Source organism: Thalassospira mesophila (genome assembly GCF_002115755.1).
GTDB classification, from domain to species: Bacteria; Pseudomonadota; Alphaproteobacteria; order Rhodospirillales; family Thalassospiraceae; genus Thalassospira; species Thalassospira mesophila.
In genome coordinates this window covers 353,520-369,195 of sequence record NZ_JFKA01000005.1, presented here as the reverse complement: position 1 = coordinate 369,195, position 15,676 = coordinate 353,520, and the positions used below count along the sequence as shown (strand labels likewise).

The following is a 15,676-nucleotide window of genomic DNA, read 5'->3' as shown; positions in this document are numbered from 1 at the left end:
ATCCCTGATGAATTTGGGTTGAAAATGTATGTCTGATCCTGTTTTGCGTCCGGCAACAGATGCTGATCTTGCTGACCTTGGTCGAATTGAAGATATCTGTTTCGATCAGGATAAAATGTCGCGCCGGACCATGCGCCATTTTATTGCCAGTGCCTCCGCCGGGTTTTGGGTCGCCGTTCGCGATGACGCCGTGATTGCCTATGTCGTGGTGATTTTTCGCCGCAACACGGCCTTGGCGCGGCTTTACAGCATGGCAGTTGACCCGGCATTTCAGAAGCAGGGGATCGGGCAGGCATTATTGGCGCGGGCTGAAGAAGGCACTCTGGATTTTGGCGCGCCGATATTGCGGCTTGAAGTTCACCCGCAAAATGCGGCGGCAATTTCGCTTTATCGAAAAAACGGTTATCTGGAATTTGCCCTGTATCCGGATTATTTCCCCGATCACAGCCCGGCCTTGCGCATGGAAAAGGTGTTGGTGCCGCAATTAATGCATCGGCCCTCGCCATTGCATTTTTATCACCAGACATTACCGTTCACCTGCGGCCCGGCATCACTGATGATGGCGATGAATGCGCTTGATCCGGCCATTGAAATGGACCGCAGCAGCGAAATTGCCATTTGGCGCGAAGCCACCACCATTTTTATGACATCGGGGCATGGCGGCTGTGGCCCGTTGGGGCTGGCATTGGCGGCCTATCGGCGCGGGTTTGGCGCACAGGTTCTGGTGTCGCGCGAGGGGCCGTTATTTGTTGATACGGTGCGCAAGCCCGAAAACCGCAAGGTTGTTGAACTCGTGCATTATGATTTTGCCGATCAGGCCGCACAGGCGGGTATATCGGTAACGGCGGGGGCATTTGGCATTGCTGACATTGAACGCCACAGCAGCAACGGGCAAATGGCACTGGTTTTGATCAGCCAATATCGCATTTACGGCGATAAAATTCCGCACTGGGTGGTGGTTTCGGGTTTTGATGACCGTTTTGTTTATGTCACCGACCCCGATATTGGCGAGGATGACGAGCCCTATAACGGCAGCGATTGTGTGTCGGTGCCGATATTGCGCCACGAATTTGATTTGATGGCGCGGTATGGACGGTCAAAATTGCAGGCGGCTGTTTTTATTGACCTGCCCAAGTAAAACACCCGCCAAAACCCGTTTGCACGCGGGTCTGGCAGGTGTTTTGGTTTAGTGGGCTGTATTGTGGTTTATATCGTCCATGGCTGGGCAATCTGGCCCAAAAGATGGGCAATGATGCGACGATACAAATCCATGCCAATCACGGCATCTTCAACGCCGCCATCAATGCTGGGATTATCATTCACCTCGATAATCATGGGGCCATAGGGTGTTTCCTTGATGTCCACACCATAAAGGCCATTTCCCATCAAACGGGCGGCGGCAAGGGCCGTTGAGACGATGTCGGTCGGGGCATCTTCAATCGCAACGGTTTCAAAACCGCCTTGTTCGAAATTTTTACCGTCATCTTCATGTTTGACGATCTGCCAGTGGCCCGGTGCCATGAAATAGCGGCTGGCATAAAGCGGTTCGCCGCCCAAAACCCCGATCCGCCAGTCAAAGGTGGTTTCGACATATTCCTGTATCACCAGCAATTCGGAATTTTTGAACATTTCACCGGCGATCTGGTGCAAATTTTCGCGTGATGTGACCTTGCGCACCCCGCGTGAAAAACACCCGTCCGGGACTTTCAAAACACTGGGGAAATTAAACTGGCCGGCAATTTCATCGATGCGGCGTTTGTCAAAAATGGCACTGCGCGGGGCCGGGATGTGATGGGTGCGCAGCAATTCCGCCAGATAAACCTTGTTGGTACAGCGCAGGATCGATTCCGGGTCGTCAATCACCGGGATACCTTCCTTGCGGGCCCGTTTGGCAAAGCGGTAGGTGTGATGGTCCAGTGCGGTGGTTTCGCGGATCAAAAGGGCATCAAATTCCGACAGGTGGTGAAAATCCTTTGCCGTAATCAATTCGGCCCGTGCGCCAAGGTCGGCGGCGGCCTGAACAAAGTTTGCCAGTGCATCGCTGTCGGACGGCGGCAGGGGGTCTTCGGGGTCATATAGAATGGCAATAAGGGCGGTGGGTGCGCGCCCGTTTGACGGTTTGCGCACGCGGCCGCGCAAATAGGCTTTCAGGGCGGTTTCAAATGCGGGCATTTCGCTGGCATCAAGGTGATGCAGGGATGGGGCTTCGATTTCGCGCAGTATTTTTTTGTCGCCGGCATTCAAATGCAAACGCAGGATCGGGCAGCGAAACTGGTCAAACGCGCGCTGGGCAAGGTCGCGAAACCGTTTATCGGTGGTGCGACCAAAATAAACATCAATATGGTCGGGCCGTTCCGCGCCGGGCTTGTTCAGGGCATCGGCAATCATGGGGCCAATTTGTGCGCGGGCCGTTTTTTGCAAGCGTTTCCAGTTTAAATCCAGCAATACATCGGCTTCGGGGATGACGCGTTCGCTGCGTGCAGCGGCCAACAGGCTGCAATAATAGCCGCGCGACAGATATTCATAAGAATGGCACAGGTTGATCACCCGGCGATTGCGAATGCCGTGATCCAGCGCCAGGTAATCGCGTACTTTCATTACCCGTGCGCCAGAAACGCCAAAGGGCAGGTCGCGTAAATGATCGACCAGAATAAGCGGCGCGCCGGTTGAAATGGCGGGTGAAAGTTGCGACGTTGCATCAAACAGGTGGCGTTCCATGCGTTTGCCATTTTCACCGTCTTCGTAATAGTCGGGTAAAATGGCAACGTCGATATAGCCGTGCCGTTCATAAATTGCGCGCGCCGAATGGTTATCGTCGCGCACTTCAAGGCGCATTTTGTCGCAGCCAGCCTCAATCGCGACACTTTCCAGCCCGGCCAGAAGCTGTGTGCCCAAACCCTTGCCGCGCCAGTCTTCGGAAAGGGCCAGCGAGTAAATCCGGGCCGTGCCACTGCCGGACCGCAACAGCAACATGCCATAGCCAACAACACCGTCATCGCCGGCATCGGCCACCAGAACGCGGGCGGTGGGCTGGCGCAAAAAGCGCGAAAACGTTGCGCGCTTCATGCGGTCGGTGGTGAAAACGGCCTGTTCGATGGCGCAAAGCCCGTCAATGTCGGCTTTTTGCGCGGTACGGACAACAATCGGGGTAGCTTGTGAATGTGGCATGAAAGAAACCTTCTGGCCCGATACAATGACAGTTTTTGCGGGATGACCCCGAAGCATACTATTTGCAATGATTATATATTATTTTGCCGGTTAGCCTGTAACACATTGCCATGATAAATATCACCAATAGTGACAGCCTTGTGGGTGCAGGCCCTGCACAATAGCGTGAAATCGGTGGTCATGCGGTTGCCATTTTTTAATGGTAGCCATCGCGAAATCGCACTCAGGGGCAAAGTCACAGTGAAACATTTCCAGGTAGACTGCGTATAACATACCGGATCGCAAATTCGGAAACAGGCACAAAAGGGACAGGGGCGTTGCCAAAAAGAATTGATCTGCTTTCGGGTGGATGCAGAAAAAGACGGGGGATGCTGTCGGTTTTGGTCGGGGCATCCATGCTATCGGCGTGTTCGCTCGGCGGAAACTTGCCTTTCGGCGACGGCGCGGATTCGACGGCAACACAGGATGTTGATCGTGCCATTCCCTATTCCGTCACCTATCAGGGCCTTGACCCGCACGAAGAACGGCTGCTGGCAGCCTTAAAGGAAAACAGCACCGCCATAAGATTGCAAGACCGCCCGACCCCGACGAAAGCCGGGCTTGATCGGCGCGCAGAGGATGACGTTGCGCGGTTTACCCGTGTGTTGCGGTCGTTCGGGTTTTATGATGCGGTGGTGAATTATGATATTCATGATGCTAACGCGGCACCTGCAAATGGTGACATCGCGATAACCCCCGAGGGCGAAGAAGTTGCCGCGCCGCAAGATGCTGAAACCGCAGCGCCCAAGGCTGCTTTGGCTGATGGTAATAAAGGCGACGCGAATACGCAAACCACAGCACCCGATTCCCCGGCATTGGCCAGCAAGGCACCCCCAAAACCGCTTGTTCTGGAATACCGGATTGATACCGGAACGCCTTATTTGCTGTCCGATGCTGAAATCACAATTATTCATCCTGATGACAGCCGTGAAACCCGGTCCATGACCGATGCCGAATTGAAAACGGCAAATTTGTCCATCGGGATGCGCGCGGAAGCCGATCCGATCATTCTTGCCGAGCAAAGTGTTCTCGATGTTTTTCGCAATGACGGTTACCCGTTGGTCAAAGCGGGCAAGAAAAAGGTGTTGGCCGATACAGCAGAAAAAACCATGCGTGTGACATATGAAGTGATGACGGGGAAACAGGCACGGTTCGGCAAAATCAATGTGGTTGGTGCCCAGGATGTCGATGCCGATTTTATTCGCGGGTATCACAGTTGGGGAAAAGGCCAGCCTTATTCGCCCAGCGAAATCACCACCACCCGGCGCGATCTTGCGGACTCCAACCTGTTTAATTCCGTGATCGTCAAACCCGCCGGGCAGGTTGACGAAAACGGTGAAATTCCCGTTGAAATGCGGGTTGCCGAACGCGATCACAGATCCATTGGTGGCGGGGTTGATTTTTCAACTGCCGACGGGCCGGGTGCCAATGCCTTTTGGGAACACCGCAACCTGTTTGGCAAAGGCGAAAAGCTGCGTTTGAAACTGGAAGGGTCGGGGTTACAGCAGGGGGCTTCGGCGACTTTTCGCAAACCGCAATTTTTACGTCGTCATCAGGCCCTTGTCGGGCAAAGCGAAGCAACGCGCTATAGCACAGACGCCTATGATGGCGACCTTGCCAACGCCTTTGCCGGGATCGAGCGGGAATTTTGGAAAAACTGGTCGGCCACCTATGGGCTGACAGCTGAATATTCCGATTTGACCGGGGCCGATTCCCCGAACGAGGAATTCTATCTGGGTGGTTTGCGCGGCGTTTTGCGCCACGATAATACCAACAACCCGCTTGACCCGACGACCGGAAACCGGCTGGAACTCAGCGTGTCGCCCTATATCAGCCTTGCCGGGGCGGAAACGCAATTTGCCGTGATCTCGCTGAACGGGTCGCAATATTACGCCTTTGACGACCGGGGATATTACGTTTTGGCGGGCCGTGGCCGGGTTGGCAGCATCATTGGCGATGAACGTTCTTCGCTACCTGCCAACAAACGATTTTATTCTGGTGGTGGCGGATCGGTGCGGGGTTACCAATATCAAACGGTAGGCCCGCTTAACGCCGATGGCGACCCGATCGGGGGGCGCTCCGTGATCGAAGCAGGGCTGGAATTTCGGGCCCGTATCACCGACAGCATCGGGCTGGTTCCCTTTGTTGAAGGGGGTAATGTTTATGAAGGTGTCAAACCCGATGATGTCAGCCTGATGTGGTCAACCGGGCTTGGCGTGCGTTATTACACCGCCATCGGCCCGGTCCGGTTTGATTTTGCAGTGCCGTTGGATAAACGTGAAAATATTGATGATAACTACCAGATCTATCTTAGTTTGGGTCAGGCGTTTTAATGGCTGAGCTGAATAAGTCGAACGGCCCGGCCCATAAGACAACACCCGAAAAATCGCCCCGGCCGCGCCCTGTGCGGCGGTGGGTGATGCGTGGTGTGATCGGGGTTGTGGCCCTGTTTTTTGTGCTGGTCGCGATCATTGTGCTGGCCGGTACCGGCCCGGTGCTGCGCCAGTTTACCCCGTGGATCAATCAAAACGTTTCTGACGCCATAAATGGTAAATTTGTCTTAGGCCGGGTGGAAGGCAGCCTGTGGGGCCAGCTTTCGATATCGGATTTAACGGTAAACATGCCCGAAACCGGCCTTGCGATTGCGGGCTATGATGTGGTGCTGGCATGGTCGCCTTTGGCGTTGTTTGGCGCAAAGGTGGATATTGATCGCATTTCGGCATCGCGCCTGGCGGTAACATTGCCTGATAAAACCGCCGCTCAAACGCCTGAAGACCCGGAAGACGAAACCGGGTCTGGTTTTGCGTTGCCGGTGGCGGTAAAGCTCCGCACCCTGGAAATTCCGCAAATCCAGATTACCAATCCGGCTGACGGGCGGGTTTTTTCCTATCGTTTGGATGCCCATGCATCTGCCAGCCAAAACCTGTCGGCGGTATTGGGGCTGAATTTGCAGCCGCTTGACGGCGGGGTGGACCATATCCGTGCCGATCTGGATTTTGATGCGGATGCGCAAAAGCTTAAGGCCGATATCGACGGGCGGTTGGACCGTGCTGGCTTGATCATGGCGCTGGCCGGTTTAAACCCCAATGATGCACCCGATGTTACGCTATCGTTAAAAGGCAGCGGCCCCGCCAATGACTGGCATGGTGATCTGGCGTTTGATGCCAGCGACCTTGGCAAAGTTGGTGGCGTGATTGACGTGCAGGTGCGCGATAACCGCAAAATCGGCTTTGGTCTGGATGTTGCAGCAACGACGCTGGGATCACTGGCATCATCTTTGCCTGTTCCGCTGCAGGGCGATATTTCGGTTAAAACAAACGGGCAATATGACGGCAAAAACGATAAACTTGCGATCACCTCGCTTGACGTTCTCAAGGACAAATTGCTGGCCTTGCGCGGGTCTGCCGATATTGATTTGGCAAACAGCCAGATTGATGCCGAACTGACATCCGATATCGACGGTGCCGCCAGTGCTCTGATTGACAACAGTGCCACTTGGCAGGGATTGTCGCTGACCGCCCATGCCACCGGCGATTTGGCGTTGCCCGAAATCGATGCCGACATTTCCGCACAAAGCGTTAAAACGCCAGTATCGCATATTGATACCCTGGCAGTTAACGCAAAGCTTGTGCCGACGAACGGTAACTTTGCCCTGCACGCTACCATCAACACCACCGGCCATGAATTTGACGACCAAACATTGGGCGCGATGGTGGGGACGCAGCAGGATATTACGGTGGACGGCGTTGCGACCGCCGATTTTGCAAAAATCACCCTTGATGATTTAACCCTGAAAACCCCGAAACTAGATGTAAATGGGCGCGCGGTTATTGATGGGCAAGGCAATGTCGATCAGGCATCCGTGCAGACCGATATTCGCGATCTTGCGGCCTTTGCGCCCATTTCAGGCATGGATTTGCACGGGCAAGGTACGCTCGATATTTCCGATATTACCTGGAATGCAACCGACGGGGGCAAGGCCAAAATCACGTTGCAAACCAGCGAGGCTGGCTTTGGCATTGCCGAACTGGACCATGTGGTGGGCACCAGCCCGGCCATTGCCGCCAATGTCACCATTAGCCCGCAAATGGACCTTGTGGTGACTGTTGATGATGTCAAAACAGCTAACATTAATGGCGGGGCAACAGTATCGATCACCAATGATTTCAACCAATTGTCGCTTAATGCTGATGTGGCACTGGCCGCCGGAATTGTGCCGCCATCGGTGCCGGTATCGCTGGGGGGCAAGGCAGCCCGCCTGACCGCAAAACTGGACGGTCCTTTGGCTGAACCGCAGGGCGATGTCACCCTTGTGGTGCCATCCCTTGCTGCGTCTGGCGAAGCCTTTAAAAACGTTAATCTGCCCAGCCATATTTCGTGGCGGCAGGCTAAAGCCACGAATGCCGGGGTTTTGTACTTGCAAAACACCGGCAAGTTTGACTGGCGCAATGATCCCTATCGGTTAAATGCCGATGTTGGGTTGCCCGCAAGTGGCCTCCGGGTTTCCAATATCAAACTGGCAGGCAAACATATTGATCTGACCGGGGATATTGCCTTGCCGGGTAATGCCGTACCGTTAACCGGTACTATTGCGGTAACCCGGCTGGACGCGATGATGGCACAAGGTTTCGGGGTGCCGCTGGCCAATGGTAACATAACCGCCAATGCTGACTTTTCCGCCAAAAATGCTGCGCAGCATATTATCGCAACATTATCGGCCAAAGGCCTGCGGATGGTGGACCCGAACGGGGTTGAAACCGCACGGATAGACGATGTTACGATTAAGGGTGATATCAACAATGCCTTTGGTGACCCGAACCTGGATGTCACATTAACCGGGGCGGATATTGGCGTTGCCGATGCGCGGGTAGAAAAAATAACCGCAACGATCAAAGGTGTTCTGGCGAAATTACAGGCAACGGTTCAGGCGCGCGCCATGGTGCAAAACCGCATTCCGGTGAAACTGGATGCCGCGACTGAAATTGCCATCGCCAATGATATTGCAGTAACGGCAAGCAAGCTGAATGCCGATGTTGGCACCCAGCATATTGCCTTGCGCCAGCCGCTGGTCTTTCGCCAAGGTGCTAATGGCAGCTTGACCGCCAAGGCCATGCTATCGATTGGCGACGGACAACTTGACGCGAAACTGGATCTTGCGCCGGGTAAAAGTTTTGATGCCACGGCCGATATCAAATCGCTGGTATTGGGGCCGTGGGGGGCGATGTTTGATGTTGCCGGGCTTGATGGCACATTAACCCTGAATGCCGATGCCCACGAAAAGCCGGGCAAACCGGCGACAGCCAATATCACTAGCAAAATCAGCGATATCAGCGTTGCGGCGGCGGCACAATTACCCCCGCTTGCCTTGAATTTGACGGCATCGTTGCGCGACGGTGATGTTTCGGCTGATCTTGATATGGGGCGGCCTGATATGCAGATCATAACGGCAAATGCCGAACTGCCGTTCGATGTTTCATTTCTGAAAGGTCAGTTTGCGGTATCGCCCGACGAGCCGCTTTCGGCAACGGCGAAAATGGATGGTGAAATTGGCCAGTTCTGGCCCTATGTGCCACTGCCCGATCATTCACTTGCCGGGGTTGTCAAACTTGACGCCAGCGTTGATGGCACCCTGTCTGACCCGCAATGGAAGGGTACGGTATCGCTGCGCGATGGTCGCTATGAGCATTTGCAATATGGCACGCTGGTTCAGGATATTGTGCTTGATGGTGTGTTTAACAATGACGGCTTTAAACTAACCGACCTGTCCGCCAATGACGGCGGGCAGGGCACCCTGACCGGTAAGGCCGATGTCAAACTTGGCGACGGGGTGAATTACACCGCCAATGTTACCATGCGCAACATGGCGATCACCCGCATGGATGAACTGCGCGTCTGGACCGATGTTGATGTTGATGTGACCGGCGATGAAAACAAAGCCGATATCGAAAGCACCACAACATTGCGCCGGGGCGAGGTTGATTTAAGCGTGGCGTTACCCGCCACAGTGCCAGAGCTTGATGTGCAAAACCTTGCCAAGGTACCAACCGAAGACCAGAAAAAGGATGCCGTCGCCCAAAGCGGGTTTGTGACCAATTTGAATGCCAAGGTCGATGTGCCTGCGCGCCTGTTTGTGCGTGGCAAGGGCCTTGATTCCGAATGGGGCGGGCATCTTGATATTACCGGGCGGGCCGATAACCCCAAGATTGTGGGCGAATTACGCGCTTTGCGCGGTCAACTGGACCTGATTGGCAAAACCTTTGTCATCAGGGATTCCAAAATTACATTTTCCGGCGCCCAACCGCCCGATCCGTTGCTTGACATTGCCGGGGTTTACACGACCGATGATTTAACGGTGACGGCATCCTTAACCGGCCCGGCCAACGACCCTAAACTAAGCCTGAGTTCGGAACCGGCATTGCCGCAAGACGAAATTCTGTCGCAGGTTTTGTTTGGCAAGTCGCAAGGCAGCCTAAGTGCGGTTGAAGCCGTTCAACTGGCCAATGCCGCCGCCCAGCTTTCGGGGAATGGCGGCGGGCTTGATGTGATTGGCACCATCCGCAATTTCATCGGGGCCGATGTTTTGCGGGTCGACAGCGGTGAGAACGGGCCCACGGTAAAGGCCGGTAAATATCTGACCGACGATATTTATGTTGGCACCAAGCAGGGAACCACGCCGGGGTCAAGCGGGGTTGAGGTTGAAATTGAGCTAACCCCGCATATCAAAGTCACCAGCGAAACCAGCGAAATTGACAGCAAGGCCGGTATTCAGTTCAAACTGGATTATTGATTGTTGTGACAACAAAAACACGGCCCGGCGGAAAATCAGCCGGGCCGTGTTTTATTTGTGATAAATCTGGTTTTCCGATGTGGCGGTTTAAAGAACCAGATGGTCAATATCAACCAGCGCACCCCGCGCGCCAATGACGCAGCCTGCTATTTTCTGGGCAATTGCGATGGCAGTTTCAATGTCGATGCCTTGCTGGCGCGCGGCAAGGTAACTGCCATTAAATGAATCCCCTGCCGATGTTGTATCAATTACGCGCTCTATTCTGGGCGGGGTAACCGTGCCGGTTTCACCGGTTTGGGTGATGTATGTTGACGGCAGTGCGCCGTTTTTAACAATTACTTCCCCTGCACCGGCATCAAGCCAGCGTTTGGCGCAATCCGCCGGTGTTGCGTCCCCAAAAAGGGCCGCTTCATCGTCAAAGGTGGGCATTAAAATATCGCATAGCGGGGCCATGGCGGCATAGGCATCGGTTGCGGTTTGGGTGTCGGCCCACAGGCGCGGGCGATGGTTGCTGTCAAAACACACGCGTGTGCCGTTTTTACGCAAAGTGGCCAGCATGGCAAAAAGTTTGGCGCGGTCTTCGTCGGTTAGAATGGCCAGCGAAATACCGGACAAATAAACCATGCCATATCCGGCCAGTTTGCCGCCCAGTGTTTTTTCATAACCGTTTTTCAAAAGCTGGCGGGCGGCGGCGTTTTGCCGCCAGTAACTAAAGCTGCGCTCGCCGCTGGCATCGGTTTGAATGGCATAAAGGCCGGGCAGTTCACCGTCTATCTGGCGGACAAGGCTGGCATCAAGGCCATCGTTTTGCCAGGCGGAAATCATTGCCTGGCTGTAGGGGTCCGTCCCCAGGGCGGTGACATATGAAATGACGCCATCGTTTCGCTCGTTACTGGACGCGTTGGCAGCAGCCTTGCCCTGTTGCACAATCAGCTTGCTGGCGCGCGCCATATAGACCGCTGCATTCAGGGTGTCGCCCGCATAGGACAGCTTGGCGGGGCCAAACGCGGATGAAGGTTCGGCGCTGGTGTTTGGACTGGCGGCCGAAATTTCGATCATGCATTCACCGATGAAGGCAGTTTTGGTCATTTAAACAATCCTGTTTGCAGCTTCCCCAAGGGGTGAAGCCGGTTTTAATTTGGTTATGCGCAACTTGCCGTGAAGTTTTGGTGGCGTCAATCGCCGATCGGCAGACGGCCCACTGTTGGCAGCAATGTTAAAAGCGACGAGCGTATCCGGCGCAGTTTTTCCTTGCTGCGCACCGGGTTACGGCGGGCAACGGCGGTGGCAATAACATCGATGGTCGCCATGAAAACATGGCGCGTCGCGGTGGGTTTATAAATATCGGGGCTTTCGGGCATGATCAGGCCAATAACAATATCGCTTTCGGCGGCAAGCGGGCTGTCGGGCTTGGTCAGTGAAATGACCTTGGCACCATATTGCCGGGCAATGGCGGCACTATGGATCAGTTCTGCCGGGCGGCCACTGGTGGAAATGGCAACAATAACATCGTCTTCGCCAAGGGTAGAGGCCAACATGCGTTGCAAATAACCGTCATTTTGCGATTGTGCGGGGATGCCAAGGCGGAAAAACCGGTTGGCCGCATCATTTGCCACCGTGCTGGACCCGCCACCAACCCCAAAAAAGGCAATTTGCCGGGCGGCCGCAAGCGTATCTGCGGCGGCATCAATATCAGATTGCGCAAGCTGGTCGCGCAGCAGGCGCAAACTGTCAATAATGGTGCCAATTACATGGCTGCCCAAAACATCAGGATCGGTAATGTGGTCTTCAATCGGCTCCGGCGCCAGATACTGCATGCTGACAGCAAGGTTTTGCGCCAGCTTTAATTTGAAATCGCGAAAACCTTCACAGCCAAGACTGCGGCAAAACCGGATCACGGTTGGCTCGCTCACGCCGATCTGTTTGGCAAGGTCGGAAAGCGCTATGGACGTAACGTTTTCAAGATGTTCCAGAACATATTCAGCAACCTTTTGCTCGCGCGCAGATAACGTGCCCGGCGGACGGTGAAGCTGGCTGATAATGTCGGTTGCTTGTTGCATGTGCATGGTCCCGGTTTTCAAATCAACGGGGCGTCCGTTTCCGGCGCCCCGTTGATAGCTATCATTTTTCCGGTTTATAGGCGATAGCCTCGATTTCGACTTTGGCATCGACCATCAGCTTGGCCTCAACCGTCGAACGGGCAGGGCGTTCACCGGGGAAAAATTCGGCATAAACCCGGTTAAACGTCCAGAAATCGCGGGTATCATCCAGCCAGATCGTCATTTTGATCACATCGTCAAGGGTGCAACCGGCCAGGCCCAAGGCGGTTTTGACATTTTCCATGGTGCGTTTGGTTTGCGCCTCGATACCACCATACTCGATTTCGCCGTTTTCCGTCATCGCCACCTGACCGGAAATATAAACAAAATCGCCTGCGCGAACGGCGGGCGAAAACGGCAATTTTTGGCCACCGGCACCGCTGCGCTCATTGCCGAAATGTTTGATGCTCATGGTAAGTCTCCTTGATTTGCGGGCTGTTTTTAATCCAAAAAGTAGCTTAACTACTTTACCGACGCATGTTTAATTCCAGTTTGGGTCATTTTTGCGAAATTTTCCATAAAAATATGTAGACAAGCTACAAATATGTGACCAATGTGTAGAAAAAATACAAACACCAAATCAGTGGAGACAAGAAAATGGGTTTGCAGCGCGTTGAGGCATCCGCCCGAACGCTTAGCAACGGACTGAACTGGGGTGTGGAGCGGATCATCGCCGTTTTGATGCTGGCCCTGGTGCTTGATGTCTGGCTGGGGGTGGTCGATCGCTATCTTGTTCACTGGCAGCTTAACTGGCCCGAAGAACTGGCTCGATATCTTATGATCTGGGCGGCATTGCTGGCGGTATCTGCGGGTATTGCCCGGCGCGAACATATCGGTATTGGTCTGGTTGTTCTTAACCTTCCCATGAAGTTGCAGCGGATTGTGCTGTTTGCCGTCGATCTTATTGCACTGGCTGCATTCGTTTATCTGACTGTTTACGGGTTTGATTTTGCCCTTGGCGGCATGAAACGCCACGCCATGATTTTCGGCATGACGCTGGCCCTTCCTTATGCTGCGGTGCCGGTTTCAGCCCTGCTTGCCGCCACACAGTTGTTGCTGGTCGCCCTGCGCGATCAGGGGCGTTACATCCCGGTCGATATGACGGAGGGCGCGGAATGATCATCGCCATTATTTTTGTTGTTCTGATGGTTCTGGGCATGCCAATCGGCTTTGCCCTTGGCGTTGCCGGGGTGGCGGGCCTCTATGACATGGGCGGTGGCATGTTTCTGGTGCAGGGGCCCAGCAAGGTTTTTAACGGCCTTAATGTGTTTCCGTTTCTGGCCATGCCGTTTTTTATTCTGGCGGGCGAAATTATGAACCATATCGGCATTACCAGCCGTCTGGTTAAATTTGCCCAGTCCCTTGTCGGGCATTTTCGCGGCGGACTGGCCCATACCAATATGCTGGCCAGTGTGTTTTTTGCCGGCCTTACCGGAGCGGCGACGGCCGATGCGGCGGCCTTTGGCAAAACGCTGGTGCCAGCCATGGTTGAACGCGGATATCGCCGCGATTATGCCTGCGCGGTGACGGCGGCGGGCTCTATCATCGGGCCAACGATCCCGCCATCGGGTTTGATGGTGGTTTATGGCTCCCTGATGGGGGTTTCCATTGGTGGGCTGTTTGCCGCAGGTATTTTGCCCGGCCTGATGATTTGCCTGATTTGCATGACAGTGATTGCCGTTACCGCACGGCGCAAAAACCTGCCCAAGGAAGACCGCCGCGCCAGCCTGCTTGAAATCTGGACGATTTTTAAATCATCGATCACGGCCCTGATCATGCCATTGATTATTCTGGGCGGTATTCTGGGTGGCATTGTCACCCCCACAGAGGCCGCATCGGTTGCGGTGGCCTATGCCCTGTTTATTGGCGTGTTTGTCTATCGCGCCCTGACCATGGCCGATTTTATCCAGATGCTGATCAGAACCGCACGGGTTACCGGGGTGATTTTTATCATCATCGCCTTTGCATCCATTCTGGGCTGGTGGCTTAGCTTTAACCGCATCCCGCAGGAAATTGCCGCCGCTGTGCTGGGCGTTTCAAGCAACCCCTATATGGTCATTTTAATGATTGTCGGGTTGTTGATGGCGATTGGCATGGTGATGGATATCAACGCCATCCTCATCATTCTGGCCCCCGTCCTTGTACCGTTAACGGTGCAAATCGGCATGGACCCGATCCATGCGGGCATCATCTTTGTGCTGGCGCTCAACATTTCCCTTATGACGCCACCGGTGGGGGCCTGCCTGTTTGTGCTGGCATCGGTGACGGGTGAAAAACTTGAAAAAATCGCAGCACAGCTGTGGCCATTTCTGATTGCTGAAATTGGCGTGCTGTTGCTGTTCGCTTTCTGGTCGGATCTGGCGCTGCTGGTGCCCAGATTGTTGGGGTTCAGATAACCCCGATGTAACGACGTTACGGTTTTCCGCCCTTGCCCGGGGCGGATCACCCTGGGGGACAGGGTGGGTTTGGGGCGCAACTATAAATCCAATCAGGAGAGGTGTTATGAACACATTCAAACGTTTCGGGGCTGCGATGGCCGCGACGGCAATGCTGGCAGGCACCATGGGCACCGCCCATGCCGAAGCCAAAATTCTGAAATTTGCCCATGACAACAAACTGGATCCGTTTGAAAACCCGGCCCAGGCTTGCACCGCCGTTTTCGCCAACATTGTCGAAGCCGACACCAATGGCGAAATCAAGGTTGAAGTTTACCCGTCCAACCAGTTGGGGTCAGCCGCCGAACATGTCCAGATGGTGCGTGATGGTCTTATTCAGGCAACCCTGACCTCGACCGGTGCTATTGCATCTTATTATCCGCGCATCGACGTTTTGAACCTGCCATTTGCTTTTGACAGCAATGCTGCAACCTATAACGTTTATGACGGGCCGTTTGGCGTGGCCTTGGCCAAGGATATCGAAGCAACGCTGGGCGATGTTAAGGTATTGGGTTTCCCCGATACCGGCGGGTTCTTTGCTGTCACCAATTCGCAGCACCCGATCAAAACACTGGCCGATTTCAAGGGCATTCGTATTCGCACCATGGCGCTGCCGTCACATCAAAAAATCATGCAGGCATTGGGCGCCGAAGCCTATCCGATGGCTTGGGGTGAAGTTTATGCCGGCCTTCAGACCGGCGTGATCGATGGTCAGATGAACCCGGTTCCAACCGTGACCTTCGCCAAATTTAACGAAGTTCAGAAATACCTGACCCTGACCAACCATTTGTTCTCGCCCTACACCATGATGCTGTCCAAAGCATTCTGGGATGACCTGACCAAAGATCAGCAGCGCATTATCCGCTATGCCGCACAGTCCTGTGTCGTTGCCAGCCGGGGTGTTTCGCGCGTGATCGAAGCATCTGATCGTGGCCTGAAGGGCCTGATGGGCAAAATGGAAATTGACGCCCTGACCCCGGAAGAACGCGAACAGTTCAAGGAAGTCACCCAGCCGGTTATGGAAAAGCACGTCAAGGAAACACTTGGCGACAAGGGTGTTGAATTGCTCGACCTGTTTAAGGTTGAAGTCAAAAAAGCCAACGAAAAACAGTACCTGACGGATTAATTTCCGTCTGGCGGGGAGGGGG

General features: G+C 54.3%; 10 protein-coding genes. 6 read left to right on the top strand and 4 right to left on the bottom strand.

Annotated features, from left to right (window positions below; all coding sequences use genetic code 11):
• Nucleotides 1–28 precede the first annotated feature (28 nt).
• Nucleotides 29–1,138 (top strand): GNAT family N-acetyltransferase/peptidase C39 family protein, encoded by a 1,110-nt coding sequence (locus tag TMES_RS13875; protein WP_085583491.1) that lies wholly within the window; start codon nt 29–31, stop codon nt 1,136–1,138.
• A 68-nt stretch (nt 1,139–1,206) separates the two neighbouring features.
• Here TMES_RS13875 and TMES_RS13870 read toward each other — a convergent pair whose 3' ends face one another.
• Nucleotides 1,207–3,168: a GNAT family N-acetyltransferase gene (locus TMES_RS13870; RefSeq protein WP_085583614.1), complete on the bottom strand. Its 1,962-nt coding sequence runs from the start codon at nt 3,166–3,168 to the stop codon at nt 1,207–1,209.
• Nucleotides 3,169–3,536: 368 nt separating this feature from the next.
• Between TMES_RS13870 and TMES_RS13865 the strand changes: the two genes are divergently transcribed.
• A complete protein-coding gene (locus TMES_RS13865) occupies nt 3,537–5,540 on the top strand; it encodes an autotransporter assembly complex protein TamA (RefSeq protein ID WP_245835420.1) in 2,004 nt (667 codons plus the stop codon).
• A complete protein-coding gene (locus tag TMES_RS13860) occupies nt 5,540–9,994 on the top strand; it encodes a translocation/assembly module TamB domain-containing protein (RefSeq protein WP_085583489.1) in 4,455 nt (1,484 codons plus the stop codon). Before TMES_RS13865 ends, TMES_RS13860 begins: the two co-directional genes overlap by 1 nt.
• Nucleotides 9,995–10,081: 87 nt before the next feature.
• Here the strand turns inward: TMES_RS13860 and TMES_RS13855 are convergent, their stop codons facing one another.
• The 3 genes from TMES_RS13855 to TMES_RS13845 form a co-directional block, all read right to left on the bottom strand.
• Complete coding sequence (locus TMES_RS13855) at nt 10,082–11,083, bottom strand: sugar kinase (protein ID WP_085583487.1); 1,002 nt, start codon at nt 11,081–11,083, stop codon at nt 10,082–10,084.
• Between the two features lie 86 nt (nt 11,084–11,169).
• Nucleotides 11,170–12,054: a MurR/RpiR family transcriptional regulator gene (locus tag TMES_RS13850; protein WP_085583485.1), complete on the bottom strand. Its 885-nt coding sequence runs from the start codon at nt 12,052–12,054 to the stop codon at nt 11,170–11,172.
• A gap of 61 nt (nt 12,055–12,115) precedes the next feature.
• Nucleotides 12,116–12,505 (bottom strand): RidA family protein, encoded by a 390-nt coding sequence (locus TMES_RS13845; RefSeq protein WP_085583483.1) that lies wholly within the window; start codon nt 12,503–12,505, stop codon nt 12,116–12,118.
• A gap of 185 nt (nt 12,506–12,690) precedes the next feature.
• On the opposite strand from TMES_RS13845, the gene TMES_RS13840 reads away from it, so the two are divergent.
• From TMES_RS13840 to TMES_RS13830, 3 genes are all read left to right on the top strand, one after another.
• Nucleotides 12,691–13,212 carry a TRAP transporter small permease gene (locus tag TMES_RS13840; RefSeq protein WP_085583481.1) on the top strand — a complete coding sequence of 174 codons (522 nt, stop codon included), beginning with the start codon at nt 12,691–12,693 and terminating at the stop codon, nt 13,210–13,212.
• Nucleotides 13,209–14,489 carry a TRAP transporter large permease gene (locus TMES_RS13835; RefSeq protein ID WP_085583478.1) on the top strand — a complete coding sequence of 427 codons (1,281 nt, stop codon included), beginning with the start codon at nt 13,209–13,211 and terminating at the stop codon, nt 14,487–14,489. Before TMES_RS13840 ends, TMES_RS13835 begins: the two co-directional genes overlap by 4 nt.
• Nucleotides 14,490–14,595: 106 nt before the next feature.
• Nucleotides 14,596–15,654: a TRAP transporter substrate-binding protein gene (locus TMES_RS13830; RefSeq protein ID WP_085583476.1), complete on the top strand. Its 1,059-nt coding sequence runs from the start codon at nt 14,596–14,598 to the stop codon at nt 15,652–15,654.
• Nucleotides 15,655–15,676: the final 22 nt, after the last annotated feature.